The organism is Streptomyces sp. SID11385 (genome assembly GCF_010548245.1).
Taxonomy (GTDB): Bacteria; Actinomycetota; Actinomycetes; order Streptomycetales; family Streptomycetaceae; genus Streptomyces.
The window spans coordinates 1-239 of the sequence record NZ_JAAGLR010000177.1; the positions used below are offsets into that span (position 1 = coordinate 1).

1 pseudogene is annotated in these 239 nt (G+C 68.2%); it reads right to left on the reverse strand.

Annotated elements, in window-relative coordinates:
* Window positions 1-239: pseudogene (locus G3I42_RS05325) on the reverse strand (cell wall assembly protein Knr4); the annotation flags it as partial.

Here is a 239-nt window from a genome sequence, read left to right on the forward strand (position 1 = left end):
TCTCCAGCTCCGGCGGGTTGCCCGCGAGACGCTGCAGAAAGGCGTCGAAGTCCACGCCGCACGGCAACAGCAGCCGGTCCACCCGCTCCTGGACGCTCCAGCCGTCCTGATCCCGCGCGTCGTCGTACGCGCAGAACCAGACCGAACCGATGCCCTGGCCCCGGACCTTCACCGCGAGAATGCCGCCCTGGACGAAACCGACCCCCAGGTAGTCCTTGGTCAGATGGTCCCGCAGACAC